Here is a 15,563-nt window from a genome sequence, read left to right as displayed (position 1 = left end):
GCTGAGCAGAGAGTGGTGATTTCTCCGAAGGCTCTGACCTCATCCCCATGAAGGTGCTAACCCGGCAACACGCCATATCTGGGTATTCAGACCGTGATGTTCATGTGAGGCCCGGTCAATTCCTTGCGGGATTCTGCCATCGACGATTGCGGGTCTGCGAAAATCACAATCGCCTTACGGAATTCTATGATATGCTGCCTATGGTTTTGTAATCGTAAGGTATTGTTATTGCGATGGACGTGGATGTTGGCCGTCTTCATTTCTTTGTTCAGGCGTTGGATCGCTACAGCGGCAATGAAAATATGTCTCGGGCTGTTCTGGGCCAAACCGGGCTGAAACCGCAAGATATCGCCCCTCCGGTTGAAACGTGCAGCATTCAGAAAGAAGCCCTCTTCATCCGGTATGCCTGTGACGCCACCAAAGACATAACTTTTGCGGCCCGCACAGGGCTTGAGGTCACCTCGGCCTCAACCGTGACGGCATATATCAGTAAGTATTCCAGAGACCTGAAACAGGTGATGGAGAACCTTTCACGGTTTCACGGGATTATTGACCCGGCTATCGCGCTCAGTTTGCGCGTCGCAGGCAATTTTGCAGCTTTGGAAGCGGATTGGAAAGATGCTGGATTTGCACGCTACCATCGACGCACCGAATTTCTGATCTTCGCCGCACTGGCAAGAATGCGCAATCTGACCCGGATCAACCTGCAACCGATTGAAATTCGGTTTCAACACAAGGTTGGGGATCAAGCCAAAAGCTTTGAAAAGATTGCTGGTTTTCCGGTGATCTTTGGCTCGGAGAAAATGGAGATCGTGCTGCCACTTTCAGCGCTGGAGCTACCAGTTCCCACATATGATCCCAAACTACGTGAACATCTTCTGGAATATGGTGAACGCCTGCTGGCCGAATGTGAAAAACCAAACCGCTCGATCCGCGCGCGGACCGAAGGCATGATCACTAAGTCCCTGCCCGGCACGATTCCGCAGGCCGAGGCCATTGCGTCTGAGCTTGGGATGAGCTTGCGAACCTTTGGCCGCCGCCTGAAGGAAGAAGGTACAAGCTATCGCGACATCGTGGACGACCTAAGGTGTGATTTGGCACAGACCTTTCTGAACAACCGGATGTCCTTGTCAGAGATTTCGTTTTCGCTGGGGTATGCGGATCAGGCCGCCTTCTCGACCGCCTTCAAACGCTGGACCGGGCAGCCGCCAAGCGCCTTCAAGACCCGTGTAGAACATCCCATTCAAACGTAAGACCGGGGGTCATCGGCCCTAAAGCCTCGCCCCGGCCCTGTCCCGTGAGTGGACAAGACCGATATAGAAATCGACAGCGCCCGTGCCGTGTGAATTCTCGCCAATGTGATGAGAGAACAGGCCAATGTGATGGCCAAACGAAAAAGGCGCCTCGTGTGAAGCGCCTTTGAATTTACTGATCCAGGAAAGACCGTAGCTTTCGAGATCGGCTGGGGTGCTTCAACTTGCGCAACGCCTTCGCTTCGATCTGGCGGATGCGCTCGCGGGTCACGCTGAACTGCTGGCCAACCTCTTCTAGCGTGTGGTCAGTGTTCATACCGATGCCAAAACGCATCCGCAGAACCCGTTCCTCACGCGGGGTGAGCGAGGCCAGAACCCGAGTGGTCGTTTCCTTGAGGTTCTCTTGAATGGCGCTGTCCAGAGGCAGCACGGCATTCTTGTCCTCGATGAAATCGCCCAGCTGGCTGTCTTCTTCGTCACCGATTGGTGTTTCCAGCGAGATTGGTTCTTTGGCGATTTTCATCACCTTGCGAACCTTCTCAAGCGGCATTTGCAGCTTTTCAGCCAATTCTTCCGGCGTCGGTTCGCGTCCGATCTCATGCAGCATCTGGCGACCGGTCCGAACCAGCTTGTTGATCGTTTCGATCATGTGAACTGGAATACGGATGGTCCGCGCCTGATCGGCAATCGAGCGCGTGATCGCCTGACGAATCCACCACGTCGCATAGGTCGAGAACTTATAGCCGCGGCGGTATTCGAACTTGTCCACCGCCTTCATCAGTCCAATGTTACCTTCCTGAATAAGATCAAGGAATTGCAGGCCACGGTTCGTGTATTTTTTGGCAATCGAGATCACCAGACGTAGGTTGGCCTCGACCATTTCCTTCTTGGCCTGACGCGCCTCTTTCTCGCCCTTCTGAACCTGTTGCACGATGCGGCGGAATTCAGAAATATCCAGACCGACATACTGACCGACCTGAGCCATATCGTTGCGCAGTTCTTCGACCTTAGCCGTCGAGCGTTCGATGAACATCTGCCACCCGCGGCCCGGCTTTTCTGCCATCTCGGACAACCAGTTCGGATCCAGTTCGCGACCCCGGTAGGCTTCGATGAACTCACGACGGTTGATACGGGCCTGATCGGCAAGCTTCACCATCGCGCTGTCCAGAGACATGACACGGCGGTTGATACCATAAAGCTGGTCGATCAGCGCTTCGATCCGGTTGTTGTGCAGATGAAGACCGTTCACCAGCTCAACGATTTCGGCGCGTAGCTTCTGATAGGTTTCTTCGTCTTTTTCACTGAACGAGCCATCTTCATTCAGAGTGGCCGAGATCCGGCTATCCTGCATTTCCGACAACATCGAAAAATCGGTCGAGATGCGTTCAAGCGTGGTCAGGACCTGATCCTTCAGCGCCGCTTCCATCGCGGCCAGCGACATGTTGGCCTGATCGTCATCATCGTCGTCATCGTCATTGTTCAGCGGGTTGCCGTCAGCATCCAGCTCGGGGCCGGTGTCCTTTGCGGGCTTCGCTGCCTGCACTGTGGATGTGTCGACCACAGGCTCTTCCACATCACCGTCTTCGTCCATCTGATTGCCAAATGTGGCCTCCAGATCGATGACGTCGCGCAGAAGAATGTCTTCGGACAACAATTCGTCATGCCAGATGGTAATCGCCTGGAAGGTCAGCGGGCTTTCGCACAGCCCCTGGATCATGGTGTTCCGACCCGCTTCAATCCGCTTGGCGATGGCAATTTCGCCCTCGCGGCTCAGCAGTTCAACCGAACCCATCTCGCGCAGATACATGCGGACAGGGTCGTCTGTGCGGTCCAGTTTTTCTGTGGCGGCCCCAGCCAATGCAACTTCACGGTTGCTATCGGTGGTGGTCAGTTCGGTCGAGCCTTTGTTCTCTTCCTCTTCTGCCTCTTCATCTTCGATGATGTTGATGCCCATCTCGGACAGCATCGACATAACGTCTTCGATTTGCTCCGAGCTGACCTGATCTGGCGGCAGAACCTGATTGAGCTGGTCGTAGGTGATGTAACCTTTCTCGCGGGCCTCGGCGATCATCTTCTTGACCTGGGCCTGGCTCATGTCCAGCGAGATTTCCTGTTCCTGCTCTTCGGATTTGCGATCTTCGGTCGTGTCTTTGGCGGCCATTCAATGCTCCTGCAGGGATGGGTGATTCGTTTGAACCGAATCATTAGCGCGTAGAAGTGATTCGGCCACCCGTTTACCCGTTTTTCTTTTCCAGTGCCTTATGAAAACACCACTTTACCGGCGTTTCCGCTCGAAATTGATGCCGGACATGATTGCCTTAAACGCGTCTTTCTCGTCGCGGTTGATTCGCGCACCGTTGTCGGCAATGTCGAATACGGCCCTGTCTTCGTTCTGGCTGCGGCTTGTACGGTTGCGCTCTTCGGCGGCTTGCGCCAGCCGATATGTCAGCGCCTCATCGGCCAGATCAGACAATTCCTCCGCCGCTTCGGCTATCTCAGCATCCAACCCCCGGAGCGCTTTGATCTTTGCGAGTTCCTCGGCCAGCGTCATCTCGGCCTTTTCAACGTCGCCTGGTTTATACACACAGGGGATCACTGCGACATGGCGAAGGGCCAGCAGGTTTTCAAGGGGCTGGGGGCCCAAAGAATCGACAATGTGGTCTTTCAGATGATCCGGATCATCAATCGCGTGGCGCAGAATGGCGTCTCGCAGGGCAGCGTATTCGGGGTTGAGGCATTCCATGTCTTCAAGCTGGTGCTCGAACTGGACAACGACCTGTGGGTTTAGGATGGCGATGGCGAGAATGGCCGCCTCGCGCAGTTGGATATCAGCGGTCTCGGACGACGCCAGGAAAGACGCCCGCGCACCCGGCGAGGCGCTCTGCGGAGGCTGCCACTTGCCACGCGGCTGCCACTGTCGGTTCTGTGGTTGTCGCTGGGGACGGAAAAGCTGCCAGCGCAAGTCCTTGATCTCTTGCCCATAATGCGAGCGGATCGAGGGGTCGCGGATCAGTTTGATCTTGTCGCGCAACGATTTGTCCAGTGCCGCCTTGCGCTCGGGGCTGTCAAAGACTTTCCCTTCGGTCTCACGCTGCCACAGCAGTTTGACCATCGGAATGGCGCTTTCCAGCACCGATTGCACAGCCCCTGACCCTTCTGCCCGCAACAAATCGTCGGGATCCTTGCCTTCGGGCATCAGCGCAAAGCGCAGTGATTTACCCGCTTCGAGCAACGGCAAAGCCAGATCGACCGCTCGCATTGCAGCACGCAGTCCCGCTGTGTCGCCATCCAGCGCAATGATCGGTTCGTTGGAAACGCGCCAGAGCAATTGCAACTGATGCTCGGTGATTGCCGTGCCCAAAGGGGCGACCGACGCTCCAAAGCCCGCCTCGGCCAGCGCGATCACGTCCATATACCCTTCGGCCACGATCAACGGCTGCCCTTTCCCCGCCGCCTGTCGCGCAGGGCCATGGTTGTACAGGCTGCGCCCCTTATCGAACAGCTCTGTCTCGGGCGAGTTCAGGTACTTGGCGTTATCGTTAGGGTCCATCGCCCGCCCACCAAACGCGATACATCGTCCACGCGGATCGCGGATAGGGAACATGATCCGGTTGCGGAACGTGTCATAGGGCTTCTTCCCTTTGTTCGAGGGCTTGGCCAGCCCTGCCCCAAGGATCAGATCCTCAGCCACATTCTTGCCGCGCAGATGATCCCACAGCGCCTGCCAGCCGTCCGGGGCAAATCCGATCTCCCACCGATCCAGCGCTTGCGCGTCCAACCCTCGACCCGTCAAGTAATCGCGTGCAGGCGCACCCGCCCCTGTTTTGAGTTGCAGTCGGAAGAACTGAACTGCCTGCTCCATCACATCAGCCAATTGCGACCGGCGGTCCTGTTTTTCTTGCGCTTTGGGATCACGGGCGGGCATGGGAATCCCAGCCTCACGCGCCAAAATCTCAACCGCTTCGATGAATGAGACATTCTCGGTCTCCTTCACAAAACTGATCGCATCGCCTTTGGCGTGACAGCCAAAGCAGTAATAAAACCCCTTCTGGTCATCGACGTGGAACGAGGCCGTCTTTTCATGGTGAAACGGGCATGGGGCCCACATATCCCCCTTGCCTTGGTTGGACTTGCGCTGATCCCACATGACTTTGCGCCCGACGACCTGAGACAGGCTTAGCCGGGTACGCAACTCATCCAGAAATCCGGGGGGCAAAGACATGGGTCAAACCTGCCAGAAATGAAAACCCGCGCCAAGGGGACGGCGCGGGCTTATCCACAAGGAATTCGCATAACTGTGGATTATTGCTGCAGACACAGCTCCAACCACGCGGCACCCAGATCCTTCTTGCGCACATCGCGCATCTTTTGCTCATAAACCCACGGGGTAATCAGCGGAATCGCGGCATTATAGTTCTCGGGCCAGGTCGGTGAACTGTCCGCAATCGCCTGTGCGACGTCGCGCTCTTTTACCCTGTCCAACCGTGCCTTCTGGATCGCGGCCACCACATCGGCCTGATATTTACAGCTTTGCTCGGCGCTGTCCTGAGCCAGTGAAGGGGTGGCAAGCAAGGCCGCGACGATGGCGATACGCAACATGGGGTTCTCCCGGATTCGTTTCTTTCGGCGCAGCTTACCTGTCTGGGTCTCGGGCTGCCATAATCCTTTTTTGCCACCTGGCAACGCTGAACAGCTTGAGAGTGGGGCAGCTAGCCTGCCCCACCTGTTTTGACGTCAGAGCCCTTTGGCGCGGTAGCTTTTCGCCACGCGGTCAATGGCCACGATATAGGCCGCTGTACGCAGGTCCTCTACATCGTCTCGGCTGTGCCAGACCTCGCGCATCGACTGGTAAGCAATGCGCATGGTGTCATCCAGACCGGATCGCACCAGTTCCAACTCGTCAGCCCCTTTCAGATACTGCGTCTTAAAGTCAGGCGACATCGTCCAGGCATCGCCAAGATAGCGGTCCAGCCTTTCCAATTCGCTCACGATCAACTCATGCCGCGCTTCTTCCTGTCGCCGCTGCATCCGGCCAAAGCGGATATGGCTGAGGTTTTTGACCCATTCGAAGTAAGAAACGGTCACACCACCAGCGTTGGCATACATATCCGGGATGATCACTGTGCCCTTCTTGCGCAGGATTTCATCCGCACCTGCCGTCACCGGCCCGTTTGCGGCTTCGATGATCAAAGGCGCTTTGATCCGCTCGGCGTTGGACAGATTGATGACACCTTCCAGTGCAGCCGGAATCAGGATGTCACATTCCGCTTCCAGCACGCTTCCACCTTCGGCCGAGTGGGTCGCATCGGGGTAATCCTTGACCCCGCCATGTTTGACGATCCACTGGCGGACCGCTTCAACGTCGATGCCGTCAGGATTGTACAGCGCACCGTCCCATTCGATGATGCCAACGATGATTGAGCCGTCCTGTTCGCTGAGGAACTTGGCCGCGTGGTACCCCACATTACCCAATCCCTGCACCACTACGCGCTTACCGTCCAGCTTGCCGGACAGGCCAGCTTTCTGCACGTCTTCCGGATGACGGAAGAACTCGCGCAGCGCGTATTGGATGCCGCGTCCCGTTGCCTCAACCCGTCCGGCAATGCCACCCGCGTTCAGAGGCTTACCCGTCACACAAGCGCGCGCGTTGATGTCTGTGGTGTTCATCCGCGCGTATTGGTCGGCCATCCATGCCATTTCTCGCTCACCCGTTCCCATATCGGGGGCTGGTACGTTCTGAGACGGGTTGATCAGGTCACGCTTGGCCAGTTCATAGGCAAAGCGTCGGGTGATCTGCTCCATCTCATGTTCTTCGTACTTTCTGGGATCAATGCACAAACCGCCTTTGGATCCGCCAAACGGCGTTTCAACCAGCGCGCATTTATAGGTCATCAATGCAGCCAGCGCTTCAACTTCGTCCTGGTTCACGGCCAAAGCATAGCGGATACCGCCTTTGACAGGCTCCATATGTTCGGAATGCACAGAACGGTATCCGGTGAAGGTATGGATTTCCCCCCTGAGCCGCACACCAAATCGTACGGTGTAGGTCGCGTTGCAAACCCGGATCTTTTGCTCCAGCCCCGGTGGCAGGTCCATCAGGGACGCCGCCCTATTGAACATCAAGTCAACACTCTCACGAAAGCTGGGTTCTTTGATGCCGGTCATACAATCCTCCGTATCGATACCAGACGCAACGTCATGACTTTTTGTCGCACCAGTTGCGTCAGGCTGCAATCAAACATTGCACTTTTTTTCATCATTTCATTAACAAATACGTCACCGCCTGCGGATGAGTCGGCCTACAGGCTAAATGCTTAACGGATTGTTTTCATTTCATTGACAGATCGGTCTGAACGACAGGTTTTATAGCCGATTTGCGCGTAAAAAGGCCAAAACCAAGCCTTTTTCGCCCAATTCACGCCATGTTTGAAAACTAAATTTATACCAAATCTCTTTTTTTGTCGCACGGATTCTATGTGCGGTGCGGAGTCATCAAATGATTAAACACTCGCTTAAGAACGACGGCTCGATGCCGAAACGCAAGGCTTCCCAATTGCGCGCGTTCGCTGAAAAGGAAGACGGCACTTTTACGATCTTCACGCTGCTCATTTTGATCCTGATGCTGGCTATCACCGGAATGGCAATGGATTTCATGGCCTATGAACGCGATCGGGCCAGTTTGCAGTCCACTCTGGACCGCGCGGTGCTGGCGGCAGCGGACCTTGACCAAAAGCTCCCACCCAAGGATGTGGTCGACGCTTACATGGACAAGGCTGGGCTGGGCCATTTGGAAAAGACCGTGACCGTCACTGAAGGGTTCGGATCAAGAAAAGTCGCCGCGACGGCAAAGGCTGTGATGCCCACTCGTTACTTGAGATTCGGCCAAGTGACCGAACTGAACATGAATGCGGCAAGTACAGCCATCGAGTCGATCGGTTCGGTTGAAATTTCGCTGGTTCTGGATATGTCCGGTTCCATGACGCGGTCTTCTGCCAGCCCCGGCGAGTCGAAAATCGACGTTCTGAGAACCGCTGCCAAGGGGTTCGTCACAAAAATGCTCGAGGAATCGGGCGAAACGAAGATTTCGATGTCCATTGTACCCTATGCAACCCAAGTAAATGCGGGTGGGGACATCCTGGACAAATTCAGCAACGTGACGTCAGAGCATGACTACTCTCACTGCGTAAACTTCACGTCAGGTCAGTTTAATTCAGCCACGCTGGACCCAGATGCATTTTACCAACGCACTGGCCATTTTGACCCATGGCGTTATACACGCGCAACTGTGAATGGGCGAACGACAGATGGTGAACCACCTGCCTATCTGGTTTGCCCGGTGCGCGCGGGCAGTGAGATTACAGCTGTCTCAGACAATGTTCAGTATCTGCATGATCGCATCGACGCCCTGACTGCCAGCGGCAACACTTCCATTGACTTGGGCGTGAAATGGGGCGCCGGCATGTTGGACCCGACATTCCAGCCTGTTGTCAGCAGATTGTCGAATGAAGGTAAGGTACCCGCAAAATTCGCTAATCGACCTGCATCCTATGATTCAGATACCCTGAAAGTCGTGATCGTGATGACCGACGGTCAGAACACCACGCAGTACATGTTGGATTCGTCAGTGCGCAGCGGGCAAACTGAAGTTTGGTTCAACCCTGAATATGTGCGCGCGGACGGATCGAAAGGTGAATATAGCGTTCGTTATACGCGCAACCCGGACCGTTGGGTTTGGATGCAGCATACCGAGGAAGCCGGTAACTACGTGACCTCAGAACATCCATTTGGGAACCCCCCGAATGAGAACCCGACGAATGAGGAAATTGGAACTGCGACCCGACTGTCATATCCGGCGTTGTTCAATCGAGCGTCGCTGTGGTGGAACTCCGAGAATAACTTCTATTGGCAGAGCAACCACGAAAACAACTGGTACTACAACCTCAGACGATCAGTGGGTTCGACGACAAAGAACACACGTACGGCCAACATCTGTGGTGCAGCCAGAGACAAAGGTGTCATTATCTATGGCATCGCATTCGAAGCACCGACGAGTGGCTTGAACACCATCAAATCCTGCGCAAGCTCGGACAGCCATGTCTACAACGTAGACGGATTGGACCTGGATGAGGCGTTTAAGTCGATTGCGGCATCCATCCGTAAACTGAGGCTGACCCAATGATCCGCAAAACTTTGTCAAACCTCCGCGGGTTCAAGCGATCTGAAACCGGCAACGCTACAATTGAATTTGTTATGATCGTCCCGTTCTTCCTGGCGTTTCTGGGAATTGGCGGAGAAATGTCCATGCTTACCATGAGACATGCAGCGCTGGAACGTGGTGTTGATCTGGTTGTACGAGACATTCGCCTAGGTACGGGAACAACCTGGAGCCATGATACCATCAAAGACCGGATTTGTGATGTTTCCGGCATTAAGGACTGCGAGTCCAACCTGCGGCTTCAAATGATCCGCCAGAATGCCTTCAATGGCATCGTACTTTCGGATGACATCCCCTGCACCGACAGTTCAGAAGACCCCAAACCGGTTCTGGACTTCAAAAGCGGCGCATCAAATGAGCTCATGATCTTGCGCGCCTGCTTGCGTGTTGACCCGGTACTGGAAAGTACAATCATTGCAAAAACCGTCGTCGATGAGACCGGCCACTATGCTGTGACTGCTACAACGGCGTTCGTTCAGGAGCCACAGTAAAACAATGACTGTACTCAAAAAATTGAAAAACCGGATTAGTGCATTCAAGCAGGATGAAGATGGTATTCTGACCGTTGAAGCTTTGATGATCTTCCCGCTGTTGCTGTGGACGATCACTTTTACTTTTACCGCTTTTGAAGGGTTTCGCCAGAGCGCGTCCAACCTTAAGGCGGCCTACACGGTCAGTGATCTCATTTCGCGAGAGTCGACTGCCGTAACGGATGTTTATATCGATTCCCTTCATGAGCTGATGGGCGAGATGATCAACAACCGATCGGATGTTTTTGTTCGCATCTCACTTATCCGTTTCGACGAAACGGACGATCGTCACTACGTGGATTGGTCGACTGTGCGTGGGTATGAAGCGGAATGGAACGATGACAACATTCACGAAATCGAAGACCGCCTCCCCCCGATGCCAGACCAGGACACACTTATCCTGGTTGAATCTTCCAATGAGTATATTCCCGCGTTCAAACCCGGTTGGGATTTTGCCACGGGTATCACTTTTACCAACTTCGTTTTCACGCGTCCCCGGTTTGGCACTAAAGTTGCCTGCGACCTAGTTCGAACCCCGTCCGTTTGCGTGGATAATCAGACTTAAGGCCTCTGACATGAACTTGGCTTCGGCGGCAGCTGTCATGCCGCCCACGCCCACCCTGCGCCCCAGTCGCCACCACAGACCCGGCGCCCATCTGTTTGACGACTTGTGACGCATCCGAACAAGAAAACCGTTTGACGGTTTGAACGCGAACACGCCGCGATCAACAGTTTCGATGTCTTCGACTTTCGCAATGATCTGACCTGACCCCGTGCGCAGTTCTGAACGGGTTAATTCGATACGGTCCTGTGTCGCGTGCCAGACTCGATATGCCAGCCACAGCGAAGCCCCACCCACGGCGAACAGGAACGCTTGCCACATCGGCTCGGGCGGGGACGCCAGAGCGACATACGTTACCAGTGCCCCAACCGTCGTCAGCATCCCTACCCCGGCCCAGCGTCTGGGCGAAGATGCCTCAATCGTTGCCAGCACTTCTTCCTGCATGGAAATCTCCTGTTTCGATCCTCTGGATTTAGCCGCTTTGCGCAGGAAACAACAGGGGTTTGGTTGATCTGCAATTTCGCACAGGTTCGGTTTTTCCGCGCGAATTGACTGCGCAAGCGCAGAGTTTACATGCTGCTCAAACAAAACGGAGGTTGCCATGTCTCTCAGACCTACATTGGAAACGCGCAGGGCCATTCCAACAATGGAAGGGGCCGGCGTGAAGCTGCATCGTGCATTCGGGTTTCAGGACCCGTCCGAGCTGGACCCCTTCCTGTTGTTCGACGATTTTCGAAACGAACGGCCGCAGGACTACCAAGCCGGGTTTCCGTGGCATCCCCATCGCGGGATCGAGACAATAACCTATGTTCTGGCTGGATCGGTCGAGCATTCCGATTCACTGGGCAACACCGGCACCCTGGGTGCTGGCGATGTGCAATGGATGACTGCGGGTTCAGGTATCCTGCATCAGGAAATGCCGCACGGAAACACCTCGGGCCAGATGCATGGATTCCAATTGTGGGGCAACCTGCCCTCGGACCAGAAGATGACCGCTCCGCGCTATCAGGATGTTCAAAGCAAGGACATTCCCGAAGTCACCGATGACGACGGCACAACTGTTCGGGTGATTGTCGGAGAGTTCTGGGGTAAAACCGGGCCGGTGGATGGTATCGCAGCAGACCCGCAATATTTGGACATCTCGATCCCCGCAGGTGTGAAAAAAACACTTCGGATCGACACCTACCGCCGGGCCTTCGCTTATGTTTTTCAGGGGCAAGCCGCCTTTGCCGACGCCTCGCAGCCAACAGGCGTACTGTTGGAGAAAGAGGTCGCAGGGCAAGAGGTCAACATCCGCGACATGTCAGGCGACAGAACTCTTGTCCGTTTTGGAACCGGAGATGAAATCACGGTTCAGGCAGGCGAGGAAGGCGTTCGGTTCCTGTTGATCTCTGGTGCCCCGATTGATGAACCGGTCGCGTGGCACGGTCCTATCGTGATGAACACACGCGCCGAGCTGGAACAAGCCTTTCGGGAACTCAGAAACGGGACATTCATTCGCCCCTCACACTGATACATCGGCGGCCTGATCCTGTCAGGCCGTCACAGCCTTGTGCACCATGTTCCAATATGTCTGTTCGACCTCATCCAGCGACAATCGGCCACCGGATCGATACCAGGTCATCACACCGTTCAACATGGCAATCACGGCAAGCGTCGCAATCTTGGTGTCTGGTATAGCAAACTGACCCGCCTGCTGTCCGGCGTGAAGGATGTTTTCCAACGCGTTTTCGTACTGTCGGCGAAGGTCCTCAATTTCTGCGAAGTTCTCAGGCGAGAGGTTTCGCAACTCCATGTAAGCAATGAAAACCTCATCAGGGCGTTGCAAATGGAACCGGATGTGAAACCCGACGAACTGGCGCAGCGCTTCCTCTGCGTCATCGCCACCTTGCAAATCGTGAAACGCTGACAGCAGCTCTTGCATGTGCTCCCGCATCAAACGGTACAGCAGGCTCTGCTTGTCTGGTGTGTAATTGTACAGGGCCCCCGCTTGTACACCGACTTCTTTCGCAATCTGCCGCATCGAAACGGCAGCATAACCGTGGCGTGCAAACAGGTGCAGCGCGGCCTTACGAATGCGGGGGCCGGTAATGTCAGAATGAGAGCCTTGAGTTCGTGCCATGCCTTCACAGTATCTGAACAATTGTTCAGATAGAACCCTGCTTGATCGAAGGTTCCAAAACGTGCATCACAAGAGGGCTCGAGAAACCAAAAGCGTGCCCTATGAAACTGCTGCCTTTACTTCCTCTTGTTTTTCTTTGTGCCGGGTGCGCGGATTTTCCTGAGTTGGAAGGAAGCGAACCGGCTTCAGTTAAAAAAGCCCCCTACCCGCAGCTTGTACCACTACAGGAAACACTTGGTGCCCCCATTGATCCAGTAAGCGAAGCTGCGGCGGTTGAAGAAGATCTGACTCAACGCAGCGAAGCTTTGGCACAAAAGGCGGAAGCGCTGCAAAACGCGCAAACCAACTAAAGCACGGCATTCCCCCCACAATCACCCGGTGACGGATTGCACCCTTGGCCCGAACCCGCTAAGGCAGCGCTGATCGGACAAGCATCCGAATTCAGTTAGATTCCGGCGGAAAGGAACACACGACATGACACAGGCACTGCGGCTGGGAATTGCGGGCTTGGGAACAGTCGGCGTCGGTGTCGTCAAGATTGTGCGCCGCCATGCCGACCTGCTGAAAGCCCGCACAGGCCGTTCGATTGAGATCGTGGCCGTATCCGCACGAGATCCCAATAAAAACCGTGGTGTAAACCTGTCGGATTACGCCTGGGAAACCGATCCGGTCGCGCTGGCTAAGCGCGACGATATCGATGTTTATGTCGAGTTGATGGGTGGCGAAAACGGCCCTGCAAAGGCTTCGGTTGAAGCGGCTTTGGCATCAGGCAAGGATGTTGTCACGGCCAACAAAGCATTGCTGGCCATCCACGGTCAGGAACTGGCGGAACAGGCCGAAGCCACAGGTCGTGTCATCCGGTTCGAGGCTGCAGTTGCTGGCGGCATCCCGGTGATCAAATCCCTCACCGAGGGTCTGGCAGGAAACGAAATCACGCGTGTGATGGGCGTGATGAACGGCACCTGCAACTACATCCTGACCCGGATGCAATCGCAGCGTCAGGGGTATAATGCCCTGTTCGATGAGTGCGCCGAACTGGGCTATCTTGAGGCTGACCCCAATCTGGACGTGGGGGGCATCGACGCGGCGCATAAACTGGCGTTGCTGGCCTCGATCGCCTTTGGCACCAAGCCGAATTTCGACGGGATCGAGATTGAAGGTATTCAGCAGATCAGCCTGGACGATATCGATCAGGCCGAGGATATGGGCTTTCGCATCAAACTGTTGGGCGTAGCACAGCGCACTGCCCGTGGGCTTGAGCAACGTATGCAACCTTGCCTCGTACCCAGCGACTCGCCTCTGGGTCAGTTGGAGGGCGGCACCAATATGGTGGTGATCGAAGGCGACTCGGTCGAACAGGTCGTGTTGCGCGGTCCCGGAGCGGGTGAAGGCCCGACGGCCAGTGCCGTTATGGGGGATGTGTGCGATCTGGCACGCGGTCTTCAGATCTCGACCTTTGGCCGCCCTGCCACATCTCTTGAGGCCGCCAAACCGGCGGTGACAGGTCTGCCTGCGCCATATTATTTGCGGCTGGGCCTGATGGACAAACCGGGTGCTCTGGCCAAGGTGGCCGCCATTTTGGGCGACGCTGGCGTTTCGATCGATCGGATGCGCCAGTATGCCCATGCCGAAAGCACCGCACCCGTGCTGATCGTCACCCACAAAACCACCCGCGCCGCTCTGGACGTCGCGCTGGATGGTTTCCGCAACACGGACGTAGTGGCCGGTGAGCCTGTTGCGTTGCGGATTGAAGAGGTTTGATCTTGCGGCCTGCATGAAACGCACGTTATGCCGGAAGAAACGGCTTAACTGACCAAGGGATACTGAACAATGAGTGCTGCCAAAACCGATTTCAACGACCGCCTGCTGTCTCTGGGGCTTGCAAGGGTGGCGGAGCAGGCTGCACTGGCCTCGGCCTCGCTGGTGGGGCGCGGCGATGAGAAAGCCGCCGATCAGGCAGCCGTAAACGCCATGCGCGAGCAGTTGAACCTGTTGGACATTGCCGGTGTCGTGGTGATCGGTGAAGGCGAACGCGACGAAGCGCCGATGCTGTATATCGGTGAAGAAGTCGGCACCGGAAACGGCCCCGGTGTGGACATCGCGCTGGACCCGCTGGAAGGCACTACGCTGACGGCAAAGGACATGCCCAACGCGCTGACCGTGATCGCCATGGGGCCGCGTGGGTCTATGCTGCACGCGCCGGATGTGTACATGGACAAGCTGGCCGTTGGTCCGGGCCTGCCTGAAGGCGTGGTTAATCTGGACATGTCCCCGCGTGAACGGGTCGAAGCTTTGGCAAAGGCCAAGGACTGTAAACCGGCCGACATCACCGTCTGCATTCTGGAGCGTCCGCGCCATGAAGCCATGATCGCCGAAGTACGCGAAACCGGTGCCTCGATCCGCCTAATCACCGATGGTGACGTGGCAGGTGTCATGCACTGCGCTGAGAGTGAAGTGACCGGCATTGACATGTATATGGGCCAAGGTGGTGCGCCTGAGGGCGTTTTGGCCGCGGCGGCCCTGAAATGTATGGGCGGTCAGATCTTTGGTCGCCTGTTGTTCCGCAACGACGACGAGCGTGGCCGCGCCGCCAAGGCTGGTATCACTGATCTGGATCGTGTTTATGCGCGCGATGAGATGGTGACCGCAGATGTGATTTTCGCCGCGACGGGTGTCACAGGCGGTTCGCTGCTGCCCCGCATCAAGCGAGAGCCGGGCTGGGTTGAAACCACCACGCTGTTGATGCGGTCGAAAACCGGGTCGGTGCGCCGCATGTCTTACCGCACGCCCACCTGGCCGCACGACAAGGCGTAACGGCTTGCGCCGTTGCCTTCGGCGAGAGTATTTTTGAAAAGATGAAAAGGCCGGGTCCGCAAGGGTC

14 protein-coding genes are annotated in these 15,563 nt (G+C 55.8%); 8 read left to right on the top strand and 6 right to left on the bottom strand.

Features of this window, described 5'->3' with window-relative positions; translation table 11 throughout:
• Nucleotides 1-233 precede the first annotated feature (233 nt).
• On the top strand, nucleotides 234-1,253 hold the full coding sequence (locus GOV90_RS00350; protein WP_171089231.1) for an AraC family transcriptional regulator: 1,020 nt from the start codon (nucleotides 234-236) through the stop codon (nucleotides 1,251-1,253).
• A gap of 172 nt (nucleotides 1,254-1,425) precedes the next feature.
• Here the strand turns inward: GOV90_RS00350 and rpoD are convergent, their stop codons facing one another.
• The 4 genes from rpoD to GOV90_RS00330 form a co-directional block, all read right to left on the bottom strand.
• On the bottom strand, nucleotides 1,426-3,414 hold the full coding sequence (rpoD, locus tag GOV90_RS00345) for an RNA polymerase sigma factor RpoD (RefSeq protein ID WP_171089229.1): 1,989 nt from the start codon (nucleotides 3,412-3,414) through the stop codon (nucleotides 1,426-1,428).
• A gap of 114 nt (nucleotides 3,415-3,528) precedes the next feature.
• Complete coding sequence (gene dnaG, locus GOV90_RS00340) at nucleotides 3,529-5,475, bottom strand: DNA primase (RefSeq protein WP_171089227.1); 1,947 nt, start codon at nucleotides 5,473-5,475, stop codon at nucleotides 3,529-3,531.
• Nucleotides 5,476-5,555: 80 nt separating this feature from the next.
• Nucleotides 5,556-5,852: a hypothetical protein gene (locus tag GOV90_RS00335; protein ID WP_171089225.1), complete on the bottom strand. Its 297-nt coding sequence runs from the start codon at nucleotides 5,850-5,852 to the stop codon at nucleotides 5,556-5,558.
• Between the two features lie 135 nt (nucleotides 5,853-5,987).
• On the bottom strand, nucleotides 5,988-7,418 hold the full coding sequence (locus tag GOV90_RS00330) for a Glu/Leu/Phe/Val dehydrogenase (protein ID WP_171089223.1): 1,431 nt from the start codon (nucleotides 7,416-7,418) through the stop codon (nucleotides 5,988-5,990).
• 331 nt (nucleotides 7,419-7,749) lie between these two features.
• Here GOV90_RS00330 and GOV90_RS00325 point away from each other — a divergent pair, with 331 nt between their 5' ends.
• The 3 genes from GOV90_RS00325 to GOV90_RS00315 are packed head-to-tail and all read left to right on the top strand — an operon-like array spanning nucleotide 7,750 to nucleotide 10,563.
• Nucleotides 7,750-9,432: a Tad domain-containing protein gene (locus tag GOV90_RS00325; protein ID WP_171089221.1), complete on the top strand. Its 1,683-nt coding sequence runs from the start codon at nucleotides 7,750-7,752 to the stop codon at nucleotides 9,430-9,432.
• Entirely contained in the window at nucleotides 9,429-9,959 is a 531-nt protein-coding gene (locus tag GOV90_RS00320; protein WP_171089219.1) for a TadE/TadG family type IV pilus assembly protein, read from the top strand. The genes GOV90_RS00325 and GOV90_RS00320 overlap by 4 nt, the downstream gene beginning before the upstream one ends.
• A gap of 4 nt (nucleotides 9,960-9,963) precedes the next feature.
• Complete coding sequence (locus tag GOV90_RS00315) at nucleotides 9,964-10,563, top strand: TadE/TadG family type IV pilus assembly protein (protein WP_171089217.1); 600 nt, start codon at nucleotides 9,964-9,966, stop codon at nucleotides 10,561-10,563.
• Here the strand turns inward: GOV90_RS00315 and GOV90_RS00310 are convergent.
• Nucleotides 10,522-11,004, bottom strand: coding sequence for a hypothetical protein (locus GOV90_RS00310; RefSeq protein ID WP_171091127.1), 483 nt, complete (start codon nucleotides 11,002-11,004; stop codon nucleotides 10,522-10,524). The genes GOV90_RS00315 and GOV90_RS00310 overlap by 42 nt on opposite strands.
• 157 nt (nucleotides 11,005-11,161) lie before the next feature.
• On the opposite strand from GOV90_RS00310, the gene GOV90_RS00305 reads away from it, so the two are divergent.
• A complete protein-coding gene (locus tag GOV90_RS00305) occupies nucleotides 11,162-12,073 on the top strand; it encodes a pirin family protein (RefSeq protein ID WP_171089214.1) in 912 nt (303 codons plus the stop codon).
• Nucleotides 12,074-12,094: 21 nt separating this feature from the next.
• Here the strand turns inward: GOV90_RS00305 and GOV90_RS00300 are convergent, their stop codons facing one another.
• Nucleotides 12,095-12,682 carry a TetR/AcrR family transcriptional regulator gene (locus GOV90_RS00300; protein WP_171089212.1) on the bottom strand — a complete coding sequence of 196 codons (588 nt, stop codon included), beginning with the start codon at nucleotides 12,680-12,682 and terminating at the stop codon, nucleotides 12,095-12,097.
• Between the two features lie 101 nt (nucleotides 12,683-12,783).
• Between GOV90_RS00300 and GOV90_RS00295 the strand changes: the two genes are divergently transcribed.
• The 3 genes from GOV90_RS00295 (at nucleotide 12,784) to glpX (ending at nucleotide 15,496) form a co-directional block, all read left to right on the top strand.
• Nucleotides 12,784-13,032 (top strand): hypothetical protein, encoded by a 249-nt coding sequence (locus GOV90_RS00295; RefSeq protein ID WP_171089210.1) that lies wholly within the window; start codon nucleotides 12,784-12,786, stop codon nucleotides 13,030-13,032.
• A 124-nt stretch (nucleotides 13,033-13,156) separates the two neighbouring features.
• Nucleotides 13,157-14,443, top strand: coding sequence for a homoserine dehydrogenase (locus GOV90_RS00290; protein ID WP_171089209.1), 1,287 nt, complete (start codon nucleotides 13,157-13,159; stop codon nucleotides 14,441-14,443).
• Nucleotides 14,444-14,512: 69 nt separating this feature from the next.
• Nucleotides 14,513-15,496, top strand: a complete 984-nt coding sequence (gene glpX, locus GOV90_RS00285; RefSeq protein ID WP_171089207.1) for a class II fructose-bisphosphatase — start codon at nucleotides 14,513-14,515, stop codon at nucleotides 15,494-15,496.
• Nucleotides 15,497-15,563 lie beyond the last annotated feature (67 nt).

Origin of the sequence: Ruegeria sp. HKCCA5929 (genome assembly GCF_013034525.1) — a bacterium.
Classification (GTDB): Bacteria; Pseudomonadota; Alphaproteobacteria; order Rhodobacterales; family Rhodobacteraceae; genus Ruegeria.
The sequence above is the reverse complement of the archived record's forward strand: the minus strand, read 5'-3'. Positions and strand labels throughout refer to the sequence as shown.

Coding starts and splice junctions, on each gene's coding strand:
- GOV90_RS00350 (WP_171089231.1), top strand. CDS start 234: ATGGACGTGGATGTTGGCCGTCTTCATTTCTTTGTTCAGGCGTTGGAT.
- rpoD (WP_171089229.1), bottom strand. CDS start 3,414: ATGGCCGCCAAAGACACGACCGAAGATCGCAAATCCGAAGAGCAGGAA.
- dnaG (WP_171089227.1), bottom strand. CDS start 5,475: ATGTCTTTGCCCCCCGGATTTCTGGATGAGTTGCGTACCCGGCTAAGC.
- GOV90_RS00335 (WP_171089225.1), bottom strand. CDS start 5,852: ATGTTGCGTATCGCCATCGTCGCGGCCTTGCTTGCCACCCCTTCACTG.
- GOV90_RS00330 (WP_171089223.1), bottom strand. CDS start 7,418: ATGACCGGCATCAAAGAACCCAGCTTTCGTGAGAGTGTTGACTTGATG.
- GOV90_RS00325 (WP_171089221.1), top strand. CDS start 7,750: ATGATTAAACACTCGCTTAAGAACGACGGCTCGATGCCGAAACGCAAG.
- GOV90_RS00320 (WP_171089219.1), top strand. CDS start 9,429: ATGATCCGCAAAACTTTGTCAAACCTCCGCGGGTTCAAGCGATCTGAA.
- GOV90_RS00315 (WP_171089217.1), top strand. CDS start 9,964: ATGACTGTACTCAAAAAATTGAAAAACCGGATTAGTGCATTCAAGCAG.
- GOV90_RS00310 (WP_171091127.1), bottom strand. CDS start 11,004: ATGCAGGAAGAAGTGCTGGCAACGATTGAGGCATCTTCGCCCAGACGC.
- GOV90_RS00305 (WP_171089214.1), top strand. CDS start 11,162: ATGTCTCTCAGACCTACATTGGAAACGCGCAGGGCCATTCCAACAATG.
- GOV90_RS00300 (WP_171089212.1), bottom strand. CDS start 12,682: ATGGCACGAACTCAAGGCTCTCATTCTGACATTACCGGCCCCCGCATT.
- GOV90_RS00295 (WP_171089210.1), top strand. CDS start 12,784: ATGAAACTGCTGCCTTTACTTCCTCTTGTTTTTCTTTGTGCCGGGTGC.
- GOV90_RS00290 (WP_171089209.1), top strand. CDS start 13,157: ATGACACAGGCACTGCGGCTGGGAATTGCGGGCTTGGGAACAGTCGGC.
- glpX (WP_171089207.1), top strand. CDS start 14,513: ATGAGTGCTGCCAAAACCGATTTCAACGACCGCCTGCTGTCTCTGGGG.